Genomic DNA, 18,910 nt, shown 5'->3' with positions numbered 1-18,910 from the left:
TTCATATTATCTTTTGTAGTTCCCGATAACTTCAGAAGCTATATAGGATATCGTAGGTTTTTCAAAAAAATCACTAAAATTTAGCTGATATCCAAATTCTTCTGATAATTTATTAGAAAGTTGAATCATATTCAATGAGTTTCCGCCAAGAGAAAAAAAGTTGTCATCAGATTCTATCTCATTGCACTCTAAAATCTCCATAAATATCTCTCTTATTATTTTTACTAAATCAGTACTGAGCAGTTCAGCCTCTTTTTCGTTTGTTATTTTATTTTTGTCTAAACACTTCAAATTAAATATTGTTTCACATACTTCTCCATTAATATTTTCCGCAGTGTTTTCAAACCTATGATTTTTTGTTATTGTTGTGTATAAATTTTTAACTTTCATATCTCCATTTATAGACACTTCTGTAATGGCTTTTACATAGTCATTAAAACAAACCCCCATTTTAGATTCATCAAATAATTCCCCGACATAATCCCAAGCCAATACCAAGTTTCCATCTATTTCCATTATTTGATGATCTAACCATATTTGAGGCGTTTGACTTAACATATAATTTAAAGTTCCTAAAAAATCTTTGCTTCTACTTTTATTAATTCCTAAGCCACTCGTAAAAACTACTCTCGCTACATCACACTTCTCCTTTTTATCTCTTAAATCTCTTAGAAATTCTAAAATACTATATGATGTATGTTCCATATCGGAAAGAAACTGATACTGGATATTTCTGGCATTTTCAACAATTGTGGTATCTTCATTTAATTTTACCTCAAGTAAATTTAAATCCGTAAAATCACCCATAACTTTAAAAAATTTAGAATTCATATCCTCTCTTGAAAATTGAGTCATATTTATAGTAAATTCGCTTTTTTCGCTATATTTATTGATTATAGTAGCGAATATGGAAAGAATTAAAACCGTTGGGGTTATATTGTTAGCGTTTGCTATATTTTTAATGTTTAGCCAAATACTTTTACCGATAGTCTTTTCCTTTCGCTTGAATTTTTGAATAAATTTATTGGATTCTTTCTGCATAAAATTAAATAGTGGAGCATCAGGAAATGACTCTATTCTGTTTTGCCAATAGGTCTTATCTCGAGCATAGTTAGCTTTATTTCTCTGCTCTTTATATAAAACATAGTCTCTAAAAGATATATCTATATTTTCTTCAACAAACTCCCCTTTATACCTTGCATTCATTTCATCTAAAAAATTATACATACTCCAACCATCAAGTATTGTGTTATCTATTCCTATGCATATTCTGCATTTATTATCACAATATTTGGCAACTTTAAAATCGAACGTTGGAATTTTACTTAAGTCTATGACTCTGTGAGACAGTGAATCTCTAATTTGCATCAAGGCTTTCTCTCTATCACTTTCATTTAGTAAGGTTAGTTCATTGATTTCAATAAGCACTCTTGGGGGATTTTTAATAACTTGTTGCTCTCCAGATCTGAGTATTACTGTCCTTAATGCCGGGTGATAATTTATCATGTCGTTTAATACATTTTGAAGTTTACCAATGTGGAGATTTTCGCAATCAAACTCAAAATAACAATGAGTTGAAACATCTCCTAGCTCATACGCACCTTGTCTCCCAATCCAATAAGCCATTTGCACATCAGTTAATGGAAAAGTCTCATATAAATTTTCTTTGTCTGATATTATTATGTCTAGATCATTAATATCGACTTTTTTTATAGTTTGGCTATTTTTAATTAGTTGACTTAATTTAGTTACTGTAGGATTTTCAAAAATATCCTTAACTGATAGTTCGTATCCCAACTCACTTCTTATTTTCCCGATAATTGACGTTGCAACCAACGAGTCGCCTCCTATAGAAAAATAGTTGTCGGTAATTACTATATCTTGATTACTTAAACTGTTTTTCCATATTTCCAAAATTTTTCCTTCCATTTCATTGTTTTGAGTACCCTCATTAGGAGAAGCATTTAACGTTTTATTAATATCATTTGTAATATTGCTTTTTAGTTTTTTTCTATCTACTTTCCCATTTTTATTTAATGGTATCTCAAATACTTTATAAAATGATGTTGGAACCATATAATTAGGGATTTCTTTATATAAATGATTCTTTAGTTTGTCGAAAGTTACTTTTTCATTCCTTTTGTTTTGTAATACAAATGTACTAAAGTTCAAGTTTTTTGAATCTTCTTGATTTGTTAAATATACTATTTTGTAGTCAGGATTAATATGTTGTTTTATGTTTAAGGCTTTGAAAGATTCTTGATTCATAACATCTGCGGTGATAATATGAAGTAAATTCTTGTCTTGTATTTCATGTCCTATGAGGATGCCATTTGGGTTTAAAATAGATTGTATTTTCTCTAAAAATAAATTAACATCTACATTTCTATGGATAGAATTAATCGTAATTACTACGTCAAAATAATTCTCATTAGATTTATTGGCATATAGATCTTTTATATACATATATTTAAATTTATTGCAGTCGTCAAGCTCTGATAACCCCGCTTTTGAATATACAGTATTGTCTGCGTATACATATTCGCTAACATAATCTTTTAGGTTTTCAAATAATTTCTTCGTTAAGTTGGCATCCCTAGTTCCATATTCTAAAACTCTAATTTTTTCATTTGAATTTATCCCTTTATATTTCTTAATTGACGAAATAATACTTTCTATAGATTCCTTATATCCCATAAGATTTTCTGTAAGTTTCGTTAAGTTAAATTGATTGTCCTCAGTGTATAAAAGCTCAACTGGGTCTTTTTCACCTTCTAGAATTTTTAATAGGGTTGGTTTTAAGCTATTAATTCTTCTCGTAATTTCTCTTTGATCACTGTATTCTGGAATTCTTTTGAGCTCTGCCAAACTATATCTTCCATCATTTAACTTTAAGTAATTATTATTTAATAATTCTTTCATCCAAATTTTAACGATAAACATACTCAACTCAGACATGTCAGTAAGTTTATAGATATCTTCAATGTAGTATTCTCTATTACTGAAATCTACGCCTATATTTCTTAGAATATCCATAACCATGTTCATCACGATTTTGTCTATGGATTTATTCTGAGATATTACATCATTAGATGGTATACTCTTCGGAGTTTCAACAAAACTTACACTGGTCTCTTCTAAGTTTATTTTTTTGGTAAAATTTTCTGAACTTTCATCAATTTTGATAAAAGCTACTAAGTTTTTGCTGTTTCCTCTTTCAAAAACATCAACAAAAACATTATCCACCCCACCATATTTTCTTATTGCATCTTCAATTTCACCAAGCTCAATACGATGACCTTTTATTTTAACCTGTGTATCTTTTCTCCCTAAGAATTCTATTGTTCCATCATCCCATGTTCTCCCGTTATCACCTGTTTTGTACCATCTTATTCCATCCTTTTTTAAAAATTTTTTCTCCGTTAATTCTCTGTCGCCATAGTAACCTTTAGCAACACCAACCCCACCTATTAAAAGCTCACCCATTACATGATTTGGGCAGTTCCTTCCAAGTTCATCCACAACTCTATAAACTTGATTTTTTAGCGCTTTCCCATATGGAATTGAAATCCAATCTTGAGGAATAGTTCTAGGTACGTTTAAGTAATTTGACCATATTGATGCTTCAGTAGCTCCACCCATTGCGACAACAATTGCATTATTATTACTAATAGAATAGAATCTTCCTGGTAGATCTTTTGCTATCCAATCTCCTGATAACATAACAATTCTAAGTGGTAAGTTTTTCTTTTCACCCTCTGCCATAGTTACGAGCATGTCAAAAAGTATAGGTACAGAGTCCCACACACTTACATTATATTTTTCAATAATTCTAATCCACTCATCAGGATTACGATAATTATCTTCATTAGTTGTTATTAGAGTTCCACCTACACCAAGTATTCCAAAAATATCATATACTGATAAGTCAAAGTCTATTGCTGATACCATAAGTAACGTATCATTTGAATTAATAGAATATTTTTCATTTAAATCATTAATAGTATTAATGGCACTTGTATGCATAATCTCAACACCCTTTGGCACTCCTGTAGTACCTGATGTCATTATTATATAGGCTGAGTCAAAAGGACTTACTTCTATAGGCTTATCAAGACCTAAGGATTTGTCTATAGCTTTGTCTAAGTCAATTAAAGAAACTTCTCCCGTATCTAGTTTGCAATTTTCTATTGTTTTATTTTCACTGATGACAAACTTTATACCAATTTGTTCGTATATTTTAGTTCGTCTTTCGCTAGGCTGATTTATTCCAACAGCAACATATGCCGCTCCAGAAAAAAGTATTCCAAATATAGCGTAAATTTGCTTGCTTGATCTTGGGAGAGTAATGCCTACATAGTCTCCCTTTTTTATTCCATTTTCCTTTAAATATCCTGCTACATTTAAGGATTTTTCATATAAGTCTATATAAGATATTTCTTCTTTAGATTCTGAATCTATAATTGCAATTTTTTCTGGATTTTCTTTTACATTTTTTATAAATCCATCATATAATCTCTCATCAGGAAAGTTTAACGGAAGAATTGATTTAAGCTCTTTTTCTCTTGCTAGTTTTTGATTTTCTGATAGTACATCAAATTTGCTTTCCCAATTTTCCTTTTCTGTTAGTATTAAAAGTTGTTCTTCTAAAGAATTTAACATGTCATCTAACATTTTTTCAGGGAAAAGTTCATCTACACTGTCCCAGCATAATACTAAATCTCCATCTTTTATATAAGATTGGAAATCTAACCATACTCCTGGAGTTTGTGAAACCATATATGTAATTTTGCCCAAAGCTTTCCTTGAAATTTCAGTCTCTAGTGGATAGTCTATGTTGCACGCAAAAACTACAGGTGAAACATTAAGACTTGTACCCTGTGATTTCGATATATCTCTTTGAACTTGTACTCCACTATAAGATGAATGACTAGCATTGTCTATAAAGGTTTCGCTTATTCTATTCAAAGTTTCTAGGAAAGAAGTATCATTTTTTCTTTCATGTTCTACTAATAAGATATTTGTAAAGTCTGCTACCATATCTTTCAGGTTTTCGTTTGAAAGATCTCTATTAAATAATGGTAAATTTATAAAAAACTTATCTTGGTTAGTCCATCTTTCTAGAATTAAAGCATACGCAGTTAATAAAACCATTGATGGCGTAGATTTATAGCTTGCTGCAAGCTCTTTTATTTTGCTCCATTTATCTTTTTCAATAACTCGTTTTCTTCTAGTGAATCTCGTTTCTTTAATTTGTTCAGGAGCTTTCTTTAATGGTAAATTAGGTCTTTCTATCTCAAATGAGTCTATTTTTTCTTTCCAAAACTCTTGGTCTTTTTTATAAATTTCAGAGTCTACTTCAAGATTGTTTATATAATCTTTAAAGGTATAATTGTTTAGATTATCTAATTCTTTTCCTAAATACAATTCTCCTAATTCTTTTAAAATAAAGCTCAAGCTCATTACGTCAGCAACTAGCAAGTCTAAATCAAAGAATATTTTGTTTTTATTTTGTGATAGATTTGCAAGTTTTAATCCAGCGACTTCTCCCATTTCTACTCTGAGTTTTCTATGAGATAAATTTTCTCGTATTTCGTCTAGTCTAATTTTGTTTTCTTCATCATCTAAATTAGATAAATCAAAAACTTCAATTTCTTCGCTAAAAGGTTTATCTAATATTTCTTGTTTTCCATCTTCTGTGAATCTTGCTCTAAGCATTGGATGCCTGTATTGAAGTTTATTCCAAGCATTTTCTAGCTTAACTTCATCTATGTTTTCTCCGTCAATCTCGATATATGCATGACAACTCACCCCTCCAAGTGTTTGTTCGTCTTCTCTTCCAATGAAATATGAGTACTGAACATCGGTTAGTGGAAATTCTTCATTTTGATTATTTTCATTTATGTAATAAGACTCTTTTTGTACAAAATTATTGTCCGTAATCAATTGTTCCCAGTGTGCTAAAGTTGGATTTCCCATTAATTTCCCAAAGTTTATATTTAGTCCATTTTTCTTCAACTTGCTAGCCACTTTCATAACTTTTATTGAAGTTATCCCTAACTCTTTCAAATTCACATTTTTGTCAATTGTTTCAATGTCAAGTTGTTCTTTCAAATATGATTCAAGTGATGAAATAATCTCGTTTTTATTTTTTATTAGTGTCATAATGCAACTCCTTATACATCTCTTTTAACCTATTTTTATCTATCTTTCCAACAGCAGTTAACGGAAATTCTTCTACGCATTCAACTACATCTGGCAGTTTATAACTTGCCAAACCCTCTTTTATTAAATATTTTCTGATATGATCTATAGGCATTGCCTCATCACTTAACATATAGAGGCATATTATTTCTTCTCCATTTTTATTTTTTATACCTACAATGCTTGCTTTTGAAATTCCGCCCATCTTAATTACGGTCTTCTCAATTTCCCTAGGTTCTATATTTTCTCCATTTTTTATAATTGTATCTTTTAATCTCCCTATTATATTGATGTTTCCATCTTTTGATAAAACAATCTTATCCCCTGTAATAAAGTAATTATCTTCGTTTACTACGGTTTCGTCCTCATTGTAATTGTAATATCCATATATAGTATATGGTCCTCTTGTTAATAATTGCCCAACTTCTCCAGGTTTTGTTGATTGATTGTTCGAATCAACAACTAATATTTCATCATATTTTGAAATTGGCTTGCCTTGAAAATTGTATCTTATATTTTCAGAATCGTTCACGTCTGTCATACATATCAAACCTTCTGCAAGACCAAAGCTTTGTTGAATTCTAACATTTAACGTATTTTCAAGCATCATAGCTTGCTTAGGCTCAAGTTTTGCAGCACCAACTATCATTAACTCCAGAGAACTAACATCACTTTCTAACAGCCCTACATATTCTAAAAACACCTCAATTAACGACGGAACTATTTGTATAGTATTAATTTTATTATTTTCGATTATGGGAACAAATTCATCAGGACTAGCCGTATTACTAATAAATACAGTTCCTCCATATGCCAAAGTCCCAAGTACCCCTGGACAGCAGAGCGTAAAATTATGTGCCATAGGCAATATTGCTAAAAACTTAGTGTTTAAATTGAATTCTGACTTTATTCCTGATTCTTTCGCCACATAGATATAATCACAATGTCTCCTTGGTATCAATTTGGGTATACCAGTTGTACCTCCTGATAAAAGTAATAATCCTATCTCTTTATAATTGATCTCTATTTGTTGAGATAGATAATCTTTATCATCAAGATTGTAAAAATTTTTATATCCTTGATTATCTCCAAGAATATAAACTTCAAAATCTATATTTAATTCTTCTCTTACTTCTCTAATCATATCAACATATGAAAAGCCAAGATATTTATCCTTAGCTATATATGCTATTGCCCCTGATTTTTCTAATATTCCCTTTATTTCATTTTTCCTATGAGCTGGAAGTGATAATACTGGAATCACACCAATCTTAAACATGGCAAAAAGGATAATAACAAATTCGTGACAATTAGGAAGTTGAAGAACGATTCTATCTCCCTTTTTAAATCCAGCTTTCAATAAACCATTGGCATAATGGCAAGCTTTTCTATTTAATTCTTGATATGAAAGTTCAACATCTCCATCTACTAAGGCAATTTTATCCCCATATTTTTTAGCACAATCTTCAATAAATTCTCCTAAGGTTATATGCGGCCACACTTGTTCATCATAAAATTTTTCTAATTTTTCTTTTAATTCAATGTTCATTAATTTTCCTCCGAGCATATTGCCCCGACATATTTGCCATCATAATTTAATGGCTGTAATCTACTTATTATATTGTTTTTATTATCGATAATTTCTATAACTTTATTTCCATAAGAAATTATTTCAATTTCTTTCAAATTTCTTATAAGACCAATCCCATCATATTTAAGATAGGCTTCTTTTGCAGTCCAATATCTATAGAAACTAATTATGTTGTTATCTATATTTATGATTTCATACTTAGTAAAACAGTTTTCTAATATATCCTTAAACTCAAATTTATAATTTATTTTTTCAACATCTACTCCTACTTCTCTTTTAAAAAAAGCTAACAGGACTAAGCCATCAGTATGTGAGATGTTAAACTTTAATCCTATAGTGTTTTCTAGGTAAGGCTTATTGTTTTTATCTCGTTTGACTATCAGATCATCAATTTCTTTTTCTAGTAAACATTTTAGGACTAAATTAAGTATTGCTCTTGATACTAGATAATTAATTTTTGCTATTTCTGATTTATAATCCTTTGATTTTATTATCTCCTCTTCAGTTAAGTAAGAAAGTAATTTTTCTTCTAATAATTTGTCTGTATAAGCCTTAATTAGTGTCAAATCATTATTAGATAATTTAGCTTTTAAATTTTCTAAGGTAAGAAAATCTTTAGTATTTCTTATCTCATATTCTTCAATTTTCATTTACTTTTATAAACTCTTTTATCTCTTTAATGACACTATCAGGAGATGTGTTGACAAACATATGCTTGCCATCTATATATCTATAAGTGAATTCTTTTGTGGTATAATCTTGCCATTTTATAAGTTCATCTAAGGTCATTTCTTGATCTTTATCTCCCATAAGACCTAGTATAGGTGATTCTAATTTCTCAAATTTTGTATCTTGATAGTCTTCATCTATTACAAAATCTGCCCTAAGTGTTGGCAAGAAAATGGAAATTAAATCCTTATTATCTAAAATTTCTTTTGGTGTTCCTTCATATCTTCTCAAGCCTTCTATAAATCCGTCATCGTCAAGATGATAAATTGGAAGAGGTTCTTTATATAATGGTGCTCGTCCTCCTGATATTATTATTCCTCTTGGATTTATGTAATCCGAATTTTTAATTCTTAATGCAAGTTCATAAACTATTTTTGTTCCCATACTATGTCCAAATAAATAATAAGGTTTTCTAAAATCAAAATTTTCTTTCATATCTTCAAATAAATTATCCACTAAGATGTTAATGTCACTTATAGCCTTTTCAGAAAACCTGTTTTCTCTTCCTGGATACTGGGCAACAAGTAATTTTATATCTTCAAACTCATCTTTCCATTTTCTAAAGGCAGACACTCCACCACCTGCAAACGGGAATATAAAAAGATTTGCTATTATATTATTTTCATTAATTTCTTTATTTAGTATTTCAAAGTTTTTTGACATAAATTCACCTTTTTATTTATTTTCTGTTAGTATTGGCTAACTCAAAATTATTATATACCATTTGATAGCTTTTATCAATAGCTTTGAGATGTTTTTAAAAATATAATTTTAAAAATAAAAATAGCATAGACATCTCATTATGCGAGTCATCTATGCTATTTACTATAAATTATAATCGAAATGTTTTTTTAATTTTTCAAAAGTTTCATCAGAAATAACATGCTCTATAAGACAAGCTTCGTCTTCAGCATTTTTTGCATCTATTCCAAGTCTTATAAATACGTCCGTCAAATATTTATGCCTTGTATACATTTTTTCGCAAAATATTTTTGACTCCTCTGTTAAACGAATTATTTTATCTTCACCATAAATAATCAGCCCTTTATTTTCAAGTTTTTTTAGCATTCTTGTAACAGTAGGTCTTTTATATTCTAAGTAATTAGCAAGATCCATATTTCTTACTTCCTCTTTTTCCAAAGATAAAATATATATAGCTTCTAAATAATTTTCCTCTGCAAATTCCCTGTGTAGAATGGATTACCCCTCCCTTAAAAATAAAAATAATTACATCCAAATTTAGTAAATACGAAATTAAAGAACTTAAAAAATGATTTCCTTAATCTTTATACTATCTCATTATACTTATAAAAATCCTTATTTAAAAGTAAATTTTGCAATATTCCTCTAGATTTGTCATGTATTGTTTATTAACTTCACTTATACTATTAGTATATGAGCAAGCACAGTAAGTGCATATGCACTTACTAAAAATGGAATAAAAATACTACGAATATATCGCTTATTTTTTCCATTTTACTTGTTGGGGAATATCCCCAAACCCCTAAATTTATAATAATTAAATTCAGCAACAAACGCTTATAATAGCTTAAACGTAAACTTGAATATTATCTCAAAAAGTGATAAAATATCAATAATAAAAATTTAAATCAGGAGATTCCCAAACGAAATATATAGAATAAATTAAACCTGTAAGTCAAGTTATCCTACTTGAATTTACAGGTTTTTCTTTTTTATTTCGATTAATAAATTTATTAGTAAGAGGAACTTCAAGGAAGTTTACTACGAGCTCTATCTATATAATTATTATCACATAAGAAAGAGGGATTGAGAAAAAAATGTAGTATTTATTATTACAACTACAATATACGAGGAGGTTAAATTATGACAAGTAGATTTAGAAATAACGGAATCTATTTAATGTTATCTGATGAGGAGTTAGAATTGCTAAATGAAAAATATAAAGCATCTAAGTGTAAAACTCTTAGACAATTTATTATGAAATGTATTTTAGAAAAAGATATTTATGTATTAGATATGGATGTCTTTCGTGAAATGTCAACAAATATAAGTCGTACTTCAAATAATATAAATCAAATTACTAAAAGGGTAAATACTACATCAATTATATATAAAAATGATGTAGAAGATTTAAAAAGCTTATTAGAAAATCAAGCAAAAGATATTTTCTCTATCCGTAAAAAAATATACTCTCTTACTAATTCTAATAGCATAAATACTGAGAAAGAATAATGGCAATTACTAAAATTCATCCTATAAAATCCACTTTAAAAGCAGCACTTGATTATATTATGAATAGTGATAAAACAGATGGAAAAATTCTAATTTCCTCCCTAAACTGTAACCCTATAACTGCTCATTTAGAATTTGAACAAACAAAAAGAGAATGTAATTCTAAAGCAAAAGTTTTGGCAAGACATTTAATTCAATCTTTTTTCCCAGGAGAAACTACTGCTGAAGAGGCTCATCAAATAGGTATAGAACTATGCGATAAAATCTTAAAAGGAAAGTATGAATATGTTCTTACTACCCATATAGATAAGGGGCATATTCACAACCATATACTATTTAATAATGTTTCTTTTGAAACTGGTAAAGCATATCAAAGTAACAAAAAAACTTATCACCAAATTAGAAATCATAGTGATGATTTATGTAGAAAGTATCAGCTATCAGTTATAGATGAAGATTATGTAAAATTTAAAGAAAAGTATAAAACCAATGGTAAATCCTACAAAGAATATATTGAATTTAAGAAAGGAAAATCTTGGAAACATAAACTTCAAATCGCTATTGATCATACTATTAATAAAGCAAATAGCTATGAGGATTTCTTAAAGCTTATGGAAGAATATGGCTATGAAATTAAACTTGGAAAATATCTTTCTTTCAGACATAAAAAACAAGGAGAAAAAGGGCGATTCATTCGTGCGAGGGAAACTACTCTTGGAAAAGATTATACAAAAGAGAAAATAAAAGAAAGAATTGAAAATAAGGTAAATGAAAATTACAAAAATATTGAAGTACATTATGCTAAAAAATCTTACAAGAAATTTGATAATATAATAGACATAGAAAGCAATGAAAAGGTTAAATCTTCTAAAGGTTATGAAATATGGGCAAGAAAACATAATATGAATACTATGGCGAATACCTTAAATCAGATTAGAAAATACGGTCTATCATCTAGTATGGATTTGGAAATTAAACTCCAAGAAGAGGCTGTTAATAGGCAAGAAATCCTAAATAAGATTAAAGATGTTGAAAAAGTTATGAGCGAAATTTACGCAGCTATTGAAGACATTAACACTATAAAAATAAATAAGGTTATCTATAGAACCTATAAAGAAAATCCAAATGATAAAGATTTTTATAGTGAATATAAGCCTCAAATTATCGCATATAAAAAAGCAATAATTACTTTAGAAAGGTGTAAATATAAAAATCTAAGTATAAAAGAGTTGTCAAAATTATATGATGAATACAAAAATAAAAAAGATATTCTTATGGATGACTACTCCAATAAGAATATCTTGATAAATGAATTGACTCAATTAAGAAAAAATACTGATAAATATCTTGATAATGAATTATATAAGTAATTGGATCTATAAAAAAATGATAGGATAGTGTGGAAACTTTTCCACAGCCCCTTTCAAATATGAGCTCTCATTTTGCCTTTGCCAATAAAAATCGAGTAGGACTAAATATAACCCTCTCACACCATCGTACGTGCCATTCGACATACAAGTAGTTCAATGCAAATAATAATCAAAACAGCTTTAAAATCCTCTCTTTTTGAGGATTTCTTTGTTTATATAGTACAATCCTGTTATGTTAGTTACAACTTAATAATAGTCGCCAAACCCCTAGGACTGTTTTCCATCTACAGTGGGACATTTAATTTTCTTTTAAACTTTTATAATGAATTCTCGTGTTCCCTAGCCTTCTAACTCTCTTTTCTTTTTCAGAATCCAAATCCTAAATATTTTAGCTTTGTTGGTTTAATAACTTTGAATTTTGTTGCATTTACTTTTAATCCTAACTTCTTTTCTATACATTTGGTTACTAAAACCATTACTCTGTTTGCCACTACACTGTTTGCTACTGTTAGTATACTTTCATCTAAACATCAAACCAACCTTAATATCATATTCCTGTTCGTCAAGTCATGTCGTTCCTCTCTTCCACATATCTCCATGTGAAATTTCAGGATCGCTATGAAATTCGTCGACAACTACGCTATTTAGGAACTTTCACCCCAGTATTGGAACTTGCCCGTTATACAAAAAATTTTGATACTAATAATTTAGTTAATATCAAAATTTTAAATACCATTATATTTTAAAAAAACAATTAATACTAAACTTATAAAAATAGCACTAATAAAAGCTATCCAAAAAATAAATTTATCTACTTTAAACTTAGATTTAAATTTTTTTAAAGCTAAATTATATATTCCCACGCCCAATACACCACCTAATGTATTATTAATTATATCAGTTATATCAAATACTCCAATTGACAATGCGTACTGTAAAAACTCTATAGCTAAACTAAAGAAAAATACAAAAAGAATACTTTTTAAATTGTTTTTACGAAATAAAATAGATCTAATCATAATACCCAAAGGTAAAAAAATGAGTATATTTGATACCATCTCATCAAAAATAACTTTAATATTAACTGTATTGTCATAATAAAATGGTAGTAAATTTATTTGTCGCTCAATCAATAAATTATTGATTGAAAATGTCATTTTAAATACTACAATAAAGATTAACCAAATTATATAGTATACAGTTAGCACTTTCATCCCAACTGAAATATATTGATTTTTCAATTTCATAATTAATTCCCCTTCAATCTATTAAAGTCACTTAAATTCCTTATTATACATTAACTTATATCTATTACAGTTTTCAATTAAATCATCGTGACTCCCATCACCTACTATTTTTCCATTATCCATCACAATAATTCTATCAGAATTCATCGCACATCTTATCCTATGGGTGATATATATAATAATCTTATCATTCAAATTATTTAAAATATTATCAAATATGATTTTTTCAGAAATTATGTCTAATGACGAGCTTGGCTCATCAAATAACAATAGACTTGATTTTCTATACATAGTTCGTGCTATTGCAATTTTTTGCCATTGTCCGCCTGAAAGTTCCTGCCCATTTTCAAACCAATTACCTACTACTTTATTAATATTATATTTACCATCATTTTTTAAAAATTTTGCATCAGCACTATTTAATGCTGTTAGAATCGAAAAGTCGTCTTCATTTCTATCAATTTGCCCTAATATAATATTCTCTTTTATTGTCCCCTCATATTTCAAATAATCTTGAAATAATGAACTAATCTGTGTTCTATAAGATTCTATTTCAATATCATCAAATTTCATCCCATTAATTAAAAACACACCTGAATCTGGACTATACAATCCAGCTAAAATTTTTAGAAGTGTACTTTTTCCTGAACCATTTTCCCCAATTATTGCAATGGATTCTCCTTTTTTTATCTTTAAAGAAATGTCTTGCAGAGCTAAACTATTATCATCATAAGAAAAGTTTATATTAGATAACGATATTACATTAATGTCTTTTATTGATCTTAGTATAGTTTTTGTCTCTTCTTTTAAATCGTCAGTTTTAAATTCAAGAAACTCTTTAAGTAAATTTATATATAAATTTGAATTAATAATATTGTATACACTGGTTCCTGTTTCATTAAGAGAACCTTGAAATATAACAATTGTGCTTATGTACACCATAGCAGTTCCAATTAAAAATTCTCCATTATACGTTTTAAATGCAAGTTCTTTAAAAATATATAAATTAATAAGAACTTGAAAAAAATTTATAACAATTATTAATAAAGCTTTCAATTTTTCAATGCTATTATTTTGATTAATAATAGTATCTGTAATTTCTTTATATTTACTAATAAAATAATTTTTTAACCTAAAAGTTTTTATCTCCTTAAAAGCAATATCGTGAGTTAATAAAAAAGAATAATACCAACTTTTCCTCTCTAAAGTACTTCTTCTATTTCTTATATTAAATTCTAATTTACCTATTCTTATTTCTCCAAACACTGATATTATGGTAACTGCAAACAAAAGAATAACCAAAAAATAATTCCATTTAATTAATACATACATAGCTATAATAGTTTGCGTTAAATTAAAAAGCAAATTAATAACTGACATCAATATTTCATATGGCTTTAATGTAGCATCTTGCTCTATTCTGTTCAAAATATCGTAAGTTTTATTATCTTCAAGTTTTTTTAAAGGCAAATCAGCACATTTTCCCATTACTTTCCTCATGGAAGAATAAGTAACTTCATTACTTAACCTTTGTAAATAGTAGTTTTTAATATTATCTACTATTACAGATATAAATTGTAAAGATAAATATATAAGTATAAGTATTATAATATTATCAAATCTAGTGGAATGAATTTGAATTATATTAATTATTGTTTGTCCTAATTTAAGAACTAAAAACGGAAAAACACCACTTACAATTGACAATATTATAGTAATCGCAAAAGAATTTTTATCTACTTCATAAATCATCTTGAATGCTATTTTTATACATTCAAGATGATTTATTTTATCCTTACCCATATATTTATCCTCTACTTCCCATTAAAATATTTATTGCTCTATTTTGTTATATGATTTTATACTTAGCAATAAATACAGAGCAATATTAATTAAAGCCATTATTACTAGAAACTTTGGAATCCATAAAATTTTACCTGGCAACTTAACAAATTCAAATTTTTGATACTGTTCAATTAAGCTATTTTCTGCAGTACCTAATCCCAAAGACGGCAAAAAATAAAATATTGATTTAAACAATTTTTTTCCATACAATAATGATGGAATAAAAAATAAAACACTCGATATGGCTGATGAAACCATAGAAACTTTTGAATTTATAGCGACAAATATTGACATCATTGAACTTGCAATAGTAAATAATATACTTAACAAAAATACACTTAATATAACTTTACCTATAGTTAAATTAGATATTGACAGTTGATTAAATAGTAACATTTGAAAAGATGAATCTAAACCATTAGTATAAAGATATTTAATAGTTCCATAATAAATAGATATATTTAATATCAAATAAAGCGATATAATACTTGCTAAGGCAAGTATCTTGCTGCAAATATATTTATTTCTTCCATTTCTAGTTGTTCTAAAAATTGAATCTAGGTAATTTTCTTTATCTTCAACAATGCATTGTGATGAAATCAATATACAAATTAGTGATAATACCGTTATAAAAATATTTACGAAAAATAGTATATCTTCACTAAAATATCCTCCATAATAAAATGGTTTATTTACCTCTTTATATTTTTCTAGAGCAAATTCTGTTATCTTGTCATTGTCATATTTCTGTTTTATGTCCCTTTCCAATGCATCATAACAACTTTGATAAAAATTTAAATCTTTTTCTGTATCAAGTTCGTTTACATCAAGTAAACTTCCAGATGTTGTAATTGTATATGGGTATGTTATTACTCTTAATATAGGATCAAATTTCGATATATTTTTTTTAGCATCCTCTGATAAGTTTTCTCTACTGTTTACATTTTCATTATTTAATATTTCTTTATAAGATTTTACTACTTTAGTTATTTTTTCTTCTGTCAAATAACCTTCAGAGGCTTTATTATCCTCATTAAAATGATCTATAGCCTCTTTTCCAAAATAGGTAATTGTATCACCAGAACTTATATCATCATATTGTACACTTCTATAAGTAATAAATGATATCAAAAAAGTAAAAAATAAACCCACGACCAAAAAAACTCTTACTGATTTTTTAGATAAAAATCTTTTTAGTTCCTGTAAATATATGTTCATAATCTATACCTCCCCTACAGCTTTGACAAAGCAAACTAGTCTTATTATTTATAATTAATATAGAAGCCCACAAAATATAGACTAAAATTTCTATATAGTGTGAGCCTCTATGATTCATCATTAATATGATGCTCTAAGAGTTTTTAAAGCGCGAACTCTGTTACCAGTTCTATATTCTCCTTATTTTATTTTTTTCATCCCACGATAAAATTGGATCATAATAATCTTTTAAAATCATTCTTTCTTCATAAGATTGTGGTCTTGTATATATGCTTTCATTTGGTCCATAATCTATGGAAGATGTTAATATGTTTATATTCTTAGGCAACCAATCGCATTCATTTAAATAAACTTGTATCTTATCATACTTATCCTCATAATCAGGTCCTTCGATTACCATGTTTAAGGTGATGTTTTCTTTATTATTATATTTTTCTGCTGATCTCAATAAAATTTTTAATCCATTAATAGTTTTTTCAAAACTTCCCTCTCCAGTAACAAACAATCTATTTTTATTATGAAGTTCTTTATATCCATCTAAACTTACTATAACATTGAATTTATTCTTCATAATATAATCAGCAATTTCTTCATTCATTAAAGTAGCATTTGTTGTCATAGAATAAGTCATTTTATCAAATAACTTATTCGCATAATCTGTTGTTTTCTTTATAAGATCATAGTTTATTAATGGTTCTCCACCATAAAATCCAATATGACGTTCATCAGAATTTTGTGAATGAGCTTTTAAAAAATCAACAGCTTTTTTTGCTACTTCCCAGTCCATATTCTTATGACCAAAAGCTCTGTATTCAGGATGAGATTCATTATAGATGCAATATTTACATCTTAAATTACATTTCTCTGTAACCTCTAAGGTAACATTTTGTATCTTATTATCTATTATCTCATCAATTTGTTCATAAGTTTTTCCAGTCAAACAATTAAATTTAGTTGCTGAGAGTATACTTTCTTTATTAATCGCATCTTTTATTTCACTTATAGCCTCACAAAATTCTTGTTCAGACATATCAAGTTTTATAAAATCCAAGAAATTTTCGCTCTCTAAAAATTTAGTTAAGACTTTATACACATTTTTATTTATTTGTGCTACTTTACCAGTACCACTATCATAATAGTAAAAATTATATTTTGTTTTAAATGTTTTGCCTAATCTCCCTGGATATTCTTCCTTACATAACTCTTTGTACTTATTTTCTAACTTTTCTTTTTCTAGGGTTATTAAGTCCATAATTACCTCCAATTTTTGAATACATCATTACTACTAAACTTGGTAAAATAATAATATATATTACAGCTGATATCATTATAAGACTTGATGAACTCATCCAATTTCCAAAAACATTTACAAAATTAAAATCAGCTATTTGATTTTGTAATGAATTGAGTAGTCCTATTCCTGAAGATGGGAAAACATAGTTTATAGCACTAATCATAGCTATAGGAGAAATAATCGTTGGAAACATTGATAATATTATTGACTTCGTTATTGACTCTGCTTTCCTTTTACTTAGTACAGAAATAATTAGTGTAGCAAGAATGGTTGAAATCAATATGATACTATTACAAATAAGCATATATTTATTAAACTGTCCAAAGTTCCAATTATGCAAACTTAAAGCACTAAACATCATCTGAACAGAAGTCTTTTTATACTCTGTTCCAAAAGCATAGTCTAATATAGAGCCTTGTATGAAGTTTCCTAAGAGCAAAGTTAATACCGAAATCGTAAGTATTGCTAGGATTTTATAGATGGCAAACTTTCTTCTGCCATATTTAGTTGTTTTAAATATATAATCTAAATCATTCTCACTATCTGACGAGAATATTGGAGCTGCTACTACAACCATTAAAATTATTATTATCGTATTATAAAATCCTCTATAATCATTTGCATCTGTACTATAATATCCATAATATTCATATGGAGTCTTTATTTTACTCAGTGCTTTTTCAGATTTTTCTATAATTTGATTCTGAGCTTTATTAGGATATTCATTTTCAATTACTTTATTTAGATAATCAAATACTTTATTGTAAAAATATTTGGTATCATTGATATCTATGCTTAAAACTGGAGGAAGGTTATTACTTTGAGAATCAGTGAATACTTCATTTACTTTCTTACTTATATGTTCTATAGGCATAAGCTTCTTTGTATTAATTTCAGGTTTTAATTCAGACCTATCAGTAACATTATATTCTCTTAGTATTTCTCTATATTTTTTTGTGCCATTATAAATTAAATCTTCTGTTATCTTTCCTGAATAAGGCTCTTTAGCTTTTTTAATATATTCTATTGCTTCTTTTCCTTTTAAATTTTTTACTTGATCTCCTTCTCCATAGGTAATTTTTGTAAAATTAATTGGAGCTATGGAAAGCAATATAGCAAGTAGTAATGAAAACAATATTATAATTTGATTTGATCTTATTGATAAAATCCTCTTTATCTCATTTAAGTAAATTTTCAT

Annotated in this window: 13 protein-coding genes; 2 read left to right on the top strand and 11 right to left on the bottom strand. The window is 27.7% G+C overall.

Going from position 1 to position 18,910, the window contains the following annotated elements; genetic code table 11:
• Positions 1 to 6 precede the first annotated feature (6 nt).
• The 5 genes from DES33_RS00090 to DES33_RS00070 form a co-directional block, all read right to left on the bottom strand.
• Complete coding sequence (locus DES33_RS00090) at positions 7 to 6,165, bottom strand: non-ribosomal peptide synthetase (protein WP_110057747.1); 6,159 nt, start codon at positions 6,163 to 6,165, stop codon at positions 7 to 9.
• Positions 6,146 to 7,753 (bottom strand): AMP-binding protein, encoded by a 1,608-nt coding sequence (locus DES33_RS00085; RefSeq protein ID WP_035112352.1) that lies wholly within the window; start codon positions 7,751 to 7,753, stop codon positions 6,146 to 6,148. The genes DES33_RS00090 and DES33_RS00085 overlap by 20 nt, the downstream gene beginning before the upstream one ends.
• Positions 7,753 to 8,445 carry a 4'-phosphopantetheinyl transferase family protein gene (locus tag DES33_RS00080; protein WP_035112354.1) on the bottom strand — a complete coding sequence of 231 codons (693 nt, stop codon included), beginning with the start codon at positions 8,443 to 8,445 and terminating at the stop codon, positions 7,753 to 7,755. The genes DES33_RS00085 and DES33_RS00080 overlap by 1 nt, the downstream gene beginning before the upstream one ends.
• Entirely contained in the window at positions 8,435 to 9,187 is a 753-nt protein-coding gene (locus tag DES33_RS00075; protein ID WP_110057746.1) for a thioesterase II family protein, read from the bottom strand. The genes DES33_RS00080 and DES33_RS00075 overlap by 11 nt, the downstream gene beginning before the upstream one ends.
• A gap of 162 nt (positions 9,188 to 9,349) precedes the next feature.
• A complete protein-coding gene (locus tag DES33_RS00070) occupies positions 9,350 to 9,721 on the bottom strand; it encodes a metal-dependent transcriptional regulator (protein WP_012797113.1) in 372 nt (123 codons plus the stop codon).
• Positions 9,722 to 10,369: 648 nt separating this feature from the next.
• Here DES33_RS00070 and DES33_RS00060 point away from each other — a divergent pair.
• Both DES33_RS00060 and DES33_RS00055 read left to right on the top strand, forming a co-directional pair.
• Positions 10,370 to 10,738: a plasmid mobilization protein gene (locus DES33_RS00060; protein ID WP_110057745.1), complete on the top strand. Its 369-nt coding sequence runs from the start codon at positions 10,370 to 10,372 to the stop codon at positions 10,736 to 10,738.
• On the top strand, positions 10,738 to 12,108 hold the full coding sequence (locus DES33_RS00055) for a relaxase/mobilization nuclease domain-containing protein (protein ID WP_110057744.1): 1,371 nt from the start codon (positions 10,738 to 10,740) through the stop codon (positions 12,106 to 12,108). Before DES33_RS00060 ends, DES33_RS00055 begins: the two co-directional genes overlap by 1 nt.
• Before the next feature lie 365 nt (positions 12,109 to 12,473).
• Here the strand turns inward: DES33_RS00055 and DES33_RS09875 are convergent, their stop codons facing one another.
• The 6 genes from DES33_RS09875 to DES33_RS00030 all read right to left on the bottom strand — a co-directional run bounded on the left by DES33_RS09875 (position 12,474) and on the right by DES33_RS00030 (position 18,910).
• Positions 12,474 to 12,599 carry a hypothetical protein gene (locus DES33_RS09875; RefSeq protein ID WP_268987420.1) on the bottom strand — a complete coding sequence of 42 codons (126 nt, stop codon included), beginning with the start codon at positions 12,597 to 12,599 and terminating at the stop codon, positions 12,474 to 12,476.
• A gap of 234 nt (positions 12,600 to 12,833) precedes the next feature.
• Entirely contained in the window at positions 12,834 to 13,355 is a 522-nt protein-coding gene (locus DES33_RS00050) for a VanZ family protein (RefSeq protein ID WP_004812176.1), read from the bottom strand.
• A gap of 27 nt (positions 13,356 to 13,382) precedes the next feature.
• Positions 13,383 to 15,158: an ABC transporter ATP-binding protein gene (locus tag DES33_RS00045; protein WP_004837760.1), complete on the bottom strand. Its 1,776-nt coding sequence runs from the start codon at positions 15,156 to 15,158 to the stop codon at positions 13,383 to 13,385.
• A gap of 30 nt (positions 15,159 to 15,188) precedes the next feature.
• Positions 15,189 to 16,418 (bottom strand): ABC transporter permease, encoded by a 1,230-nt coding sequence (locus tag DES33_RS00040; RefSeq protein ID WP_035112649.1) that lies wholly within the window; start codon positions 16,416 to 16,418, stop codon positions 15,189 to 15,191.
• Between the two features lie 169 nt (positions 16,419 to 16,587).
• Positions 16,588 to 17,670 carry a radical SAM protein gene (locus tag DES33_RS00035; RefSeq protein ID WP_110057743.1) on the bottom strand — a complete coding sequence of 361 codons (1,083 nt, stop codon included), beginning with the start codon at positions 17,668 to 17,670 and terminating at the stop codon, positions 16,588 to 16,590.
• On the bottom strand, positions 17,630 to 18,910 hold the full coding sequence (locus tag DES33_RS00030; RefSeq protein WP_110057742.1) for an ABC transporter permease: 1,281 nt from the start codon (positions 18,908 to 18,910) through the stop codon (positions 17,630 to 17,632). The genes DES33_RS00035 and DES33_RS00030 overlap by 41 nt, the downstream gene beginning before the upstream one ends.

Origin of the sequence: Finegoldia magna (genome assembly GCF_003182075.1) — a bacterium.
Classification (GTDB): Bacteria; Bacillota; Clostridia; order Tissierellales; family Peptoniphilaceae; genus Finegoldia; species Finegoldia magna.
This window is presented reverse-complemented; position numbering and strand designations above follow the sequence as displayed.